Origin of the sequence: Sediminimonas qiaohouensis DSM 21189 (assembly GCF_000423645.1) — a bacterium.
GTDB classification, from domain to species: domain Bacteria; phylum Pseudomonadota; class Alphaproteobacteria; order Rhodobacterales; family Rhodobacteraceae; genus Sediminimonas; species Sediminimonas qiaohouensis.
Window position 1 is genome coordinate 1 of sequence record NZ_AUIJ01000049.1, and the last position, 4,625, is coordinate 4,625.

A 4,625-nucleotide genomic window follows, 5' to 3' on the forward strand; every position below is an offset into this window, starting at 1 on the left:
CTTCGGGCGCTGCACGTCGAGCGCGCCGATCCCGCTCTGGATGCTGCGCTCCGGCCCGTAACCGTGTCGGACAACCCGCTGGCGGCCGTCCGGCAGGGTCTCTTCGGCATGCTGTGCTACGAAGGCGTCGGCCTCTGCCCTAAGCGCGGCCGCAAGCATCCGTCGCGCCCCGTCGCGCGCGATCTCGGTCAGCGGGTCATCCACAGATTCCGGCTGACGCAGGGCGATGATGTCTGTATCGTTGGTCATGGCGTATCGTTCCTTTTGGAAGTTCTGGCAGGCTTGGACACCCGCCACGATACGCCGCCTTCTCAAACTCCGTCACCCATTTCCCGGCATAGCTCGTTATAGCGCTCGACATAGGCGTTCTGCTGGGGCTTGCCTGGCTGGATATAGGTCAGGGCGATGCCCCGGTTCTCGGCCCATTCCATCAGCGTGCCGCTGACGTATTCCGGACCGTTGTCGACTCGAATTGTCCCAGGGGCACCACGCCATTCGATGATCTGGTTCAGGGCTCGGACGACCCGCTCTGCTGGCAGCGAGAAGTCGACTTCGATACCCAATCCTTCACGGTTGAAGTCGTCCAGCACATTCAGCAGCCGAAACTGACGACCGTCACCCAGCCGATCAGCCATGAAGTCCATCGACCAGACCTCGTTTGGCGCCTCTGGAACCGCCAGTTCGTCCGGCTTCTCCCGTTTCAGACGCTTGCGCGGCTTGATCCGCAAGTTCAGCTCCAGTTCGCGGTAGATCCGGTAGACGCGCTTGTGGTTCCATGCATGCCCCTGGACATTGCGCAGATACAGGAAGCACAGGCCAAACCCCCAGGTCTTCTTCGCCGCTGTCAGTCCCAGGAGCAGATCAGCAATCTGTTCATTTTCCTCGTCCATTTTCGGGCTGTATCGGTAGCACGTCTCGCTGATACCGAATGCCCGGCATGCCAGCGCGATGCTGACGCCCTTCATCGCCACCGCTTTCACGGCCAACTCTCGGCGTTGAGCTGGCCGTATCATTTTTTTCCGAGCGCCTCCTTCAGCAGGTCGTTCTGCATGCTGACATCGGCATACATGCGCTTCAGCCGCCGGTTCTCATCGGCCATAGCCTTCATCTCACTAATGAGGCTGGCATCCATCCCGCCATACTTGGCCCGCCATTTGTAGACCGTGGCGCTGCTCATGCCATGTTCGCGACACAGCTCCGATACAGGTACGCCGTTCTCCATCTGCCGCAGGATACCCATGATCTGGGCTTCAGTGAATCGTGTCTTCTTCATCGGAATCTCCTCGTTCATTTTGCCGAGAAAATTCTACTACCGCATCCCCTTAAGATCGGGGGGGATTACCCCCCCTTTACCGCGATGGCATCACCGAAAGGAAGCACCTTGATCCTTCGCAGAAGATCAGGTCGTTTTTGCCGGGTGATTTCTCTCAGCAACGACTGAGCAAATACATCCTCGACGCAAACAATGAGGTGACCTTCGTTGCCTTCTGTCAAAGCATTTCGAAGGTGAATTGAGGAAAGTCGATCATAGATTTTAACTTCATCTTTGCCCCGTGATAGCATTTTCCGCCCCTCGGCTGGCAAGGCACGGATCATTGCGGATGCATGAGACGAGAATAAAATTTGGTGGCCACGACGAAAACTCACATCCATAAGATATTTTGCAAACTCGTACTGAGCGTTCTCATGTAGACTGGTTTCTGGTTCTTCCAGAATGACAAGTGATTGTACGGGACAGCTCTCGAGGAGGCGAATTGTGTGAATGACACGACCCTCACCAAAGCCCATGTTGTTTTCCGAATAGACGGCATCGAAGCGCTTAGCCATCCCAAGTTCCGCTGACCGTGTTGCACTTTCGACGCCCTGAAAGAACACGTCTTCATATGTGTTGCCAAGTATCCTGGAAGCCCACATTGCGCCGTTCTCGACCTCGGCCCGAGCAGCCAACGTGATGTTCTTCGCGGCGTAAATCGTCAGGTCCTTGCGCTCAACTTTCGGGAGATAAAAAGTGAGCCCGATATAGATTGACGCCTTTTCTGGCTGCCTCTTGTATCCGCTCCATTCTTGAACGGCTCGGGCAACAGTAAGTAACGATCGTCGTTGGGACTACTTGTTTGGTAGCGATACTCCACAGAAGCGTCATCATCGAAGGGCTTCGGATCAGCGACCGATACCGGAAAGAAGTCCTTAATATACCACCGCTTGTAGTCCGCCGTGGAAAGCTTCTTGTGTCCGCACAGTAATAGCTGGCCAACGGTACTCTTTCCGGCCCCATTCAAGCCGGTAATCGCCGTAACTGGAAACTCAAAATTCAGGTCACATGTAATTCCTCTGAACCCATTTATATTGATGGAATTCACGCATGCGCCAAAATTTGGGTAGCGGCTCTCTTTTACGAATTTTGATGCGAGTTTCTTCCTTACATCCGCCATTCAGTTTTCCGCTACTCCTACAGGTGGCTATCTTCGCCGCTGTTTCCTACTTATCGTTGTATGCGGCTTAAATCGTAAGAAAAATACCATCTTACCATCCCGAGGTTTTGTTAGCTACCATTCACGCACAAGCGCGGAATGATCCGAAGGACCCGCAGACCGTTAGTCCGACCCGAAGGTTTTGCGATCGCCGCGGTGTGGCGGCGATTGCAAGACCGACTGGAGGTCCGCTCGGGGCCGATCATACGCGAGCAGCGTCGCGTATTGGGAGCAGTGAAAAACACTCTCACTGAACGGACATCGGTCGCAGCATGTCGTCGGTGTCAAGGTTGAGCGCGCTGCGCCAGAGACGCCCGGGTGTCAGGGCCAAGGTCGTCATTCGGCGTCATGGGGCCGATTGACGACCCTGGCAGAGGAATTCTCATCCCTGCCGATCAGGGCCAAAGTTTTTTCTTCGTGCCGTCGGCTCTTGGCCAATCTCCATTTCGAAGGACGGAAACAACGGCCATTCAGCCCGGGCAGCAACAAGGAGGGTCATCCCCGGGAACGACACGCGGACAGGCTTGACGCTGCCACGATTGGCAGACGCGCAACAAACAGGAGGACCCACCATGCTGCGCAATCTACCTACAACGACCCTGTCCGCAGACCAGCAACTCGCCACCGTCCGCGCGCATTTCGCCGAGCACGGAACCGCCCTGTGCAACGCTGCGGGGCTGATCGACGGAGATGCCGGAACAGCCCGCGTTTTGCGCCTCAGGTCCGCGTTGCGCGAAGCGTCCCGCCTCGACCGGGCGACGCGGCGCAGGTTGGTCGACCTGCATCGGCTCCTGTCCCTCGATCCGGTTGGCGATGATCTCGAACCCTACCTGTCGTCCTGGGTTCTCCTCGACCCCGCCAGTTCGGAAGTGGAAGAGCTCTGCCTGCTCACCGATCGGCTCTATGACCTCTTGGTCGAGATCGGAGAACTGGACGAAGAGCGGGATGCGCTGGCGCTCGCCTTCCGGGCGCAAGACGTGGCCTGAAACGCAAGGCCGGCCATGCTCGATCTGTGCGGCCGGCGTCATGCCTCCGGACGAACGCGAAGCCTGAAGCCTATCTCCGCACCGACGCACGACTTGTGCTGCGGTGCGGTGCGGGGCGGGGCCTGAGAAAAAAATCATGCGCCCGGCAAATTTCTTCTTCGTCGTCCACAAGAATGACCAATGTTCTTTTCACCAGCAGCCAAGACCAGCCTTTGGGACCAACGTAAAGGAACCTGCCGAACCCCGCCCATCTCCCGCGACGGAACATGACGCCGATGAAACAGGCACACCAACACCGTTTCCACACCGCATGAAAGGGAGATCATCGTGCTCAACATCACCACCCTGGATCCTGCTGAGGTTCGCCTCGGCGCCGCCTACGCGGTGGAGCAGCACCTGCGCCGCCACGGTGCAAGTCTTTGCGACCTGCTCGATGCGCTCGACGATTCCAGCGGGTTCGCGGCGTTCTGCGACCTGCATGGCGCCTTTGGGCAGCCGGTCCCGAAGGCCGACGTCGTCGAGGCGGCGCTGCGCGACATCCTGCGCGTCCTGGCCGATCAGACGCCGTCGTCGCTCGACCGGATCGGTCATGAACGGGGCCTGCCGGCCTCAGACATGACCCTCTGGCATGGCGCGCGCGTCAGTGAGCTTCTCGCGCGGTTCCACCATGCGGAGTGAGGCCGGGGCACGCTGTGCCCTCCAGATGGCGCGGGCGCGCCGCCTGAGCGTCTTTCCCGATGAATTCGGCATGGAGCAGGACATCTGCGACATCACGCTCTGGCTCATCGAGAAGTTTCGCCTTCGGTCGGTGCTCGTCTGGGTTGATCGGCACTACTGGACCTGTCACGTATTTGTGCCGCTCCGAGTGCTCGTTTAAGCCACTTTCCGTTCGAAGGCGACCGGGCTTTTCCAGCCCAATGCTGAGTGTCGTCGACGCGGATTGTAGAAACCATTGATGTATTCGAAGATCGCCATCTCAGCTTGGCGCCTGGTTGCCCATGCCCGCCGCCAGATCAGCTCCGCCTTGATGGTTTTGAAGAACGTCTCAACAGCCGCATTGTCATAGCAATTACCTTTTCCGCTCATCGAGACCTGGAAGCCGTGTTCGCGCAGGATCTTCTGGTAGTCATGCGAACAGTATTGACTGCCTCTGTCGCTGTGGAAGATG

6 protein-coding genes and 2 pseudogenes are annotated in these 4,625 nt (G+C 57.9%); 3 read left to right on the forward strand and 5 right to left on the reverse strand.

From position 1 onward, the window contains the following. The 4 genes and pseudogenes from G568_RS19415 to G568_RS20415 form a co-directional block, all read right to left on the reverse strand. Window positions 1-249 (reverse strand): annotated as a pseudogene (locus G568_RS19415) (IS256 family transposase); the annotation flags it as partial. Between the two features lie 83 nt (window positions 250-332). Further along, window positions 333-1,273: pseudogene (locus tag G568_RS19420) on the reverse strand (IS3 family transposase); the annotation flags it as partial. Window positions 1,274-1,338: 65 nt separating this feature from the next. Next, the gene (locus G568_RS20095) at window positions 1,339-1,827 is read right to left on the reverse strand and encodes an AAA family ATPase (protein ID WP_169576974.1); all 489 of its coding nucleotides are present in this window, start codon (window positions 1,825-1,827) and stop codon (window positions 1,339-1,341) included. Window positions 1,828-1,973: 146 nt separating this feature from the next. Then, window positions 1,974-2,432 (reverse strand): AAA family ATPase, encoded by a 459-nt coding sequence (locus tag G568_RS20415; RefSeq protein WP_157084465.1) that lies wholly within the window; start codon window positions 2,430-2,432, stop codon window positions 1,974-1,976. A gap of 611 nt (window positions 2,433-3,043) precedes the next feature. Between G568_RS20415 and G568_RS0117345 the strand changes: the two genes are divergently transcribed. The 3 genes from G568_RS0117345 to G568_RS0117355 all read left to right on the forward strand — a co-directional run bounded on the left by G568_RS0117345 (window position 3,044) and on the right by G568_RS0117355 (window position 4,334). Beyond that, the gene (locus tag G568_RS0117345) at window positions 3,044-3,457 is read left to right on the forward strand and encodes a hypothetical protein (protein WP_026759147.1); all 414 of its coding nucleotides are present in this window, start codon (window positions 3,044-3,046) and stop codon (window positions 3,455-3,457) included. A 327-nt stretch (window positions 3,458-3,784) separates the two neighbouring features. Beyond that, the gene (locus tag G568_RS0117350; RefSeq protein ID WP_026759148.1) at window positions 3,785-4,135 is read left to right on the forward strand and encodes a hypothetical protein; all 351 of its coding nucleotides are present in this window, start codon (window positions 3,785-3,787) and stop codon (window positions 4,133-4,135) included. Then, the gene (locus tag G568_RS0117355; RefSeq protein WP_026759149.1) at window positions 4,125-4,334 is read left to right on the forward strand and encodes a hypothetical protein; all 210 of its coding nucleotides are present in this window, start codon (window positions 4,125-4,127) and stop codon (window positions 4,332-4,334) included. Before G568_RS0117350 ends, G568_RS0117355 begins: the two co-directional genes overlap by 11 nt. Here G568_RS0117355 and G568_RS0117360 read toward each other — a convergent pair. Next, window positions 4,331-4,625 (reverse strand): integrase core domain-containing protein (locus G568_RS0117360; protein WP_026758990.1); only part of this gene is annotated, 295 nt, incomplete at its 5' end. The genes G568_RS0117355 and G568_RS0117360 overlap by 4 nt on opposite strands.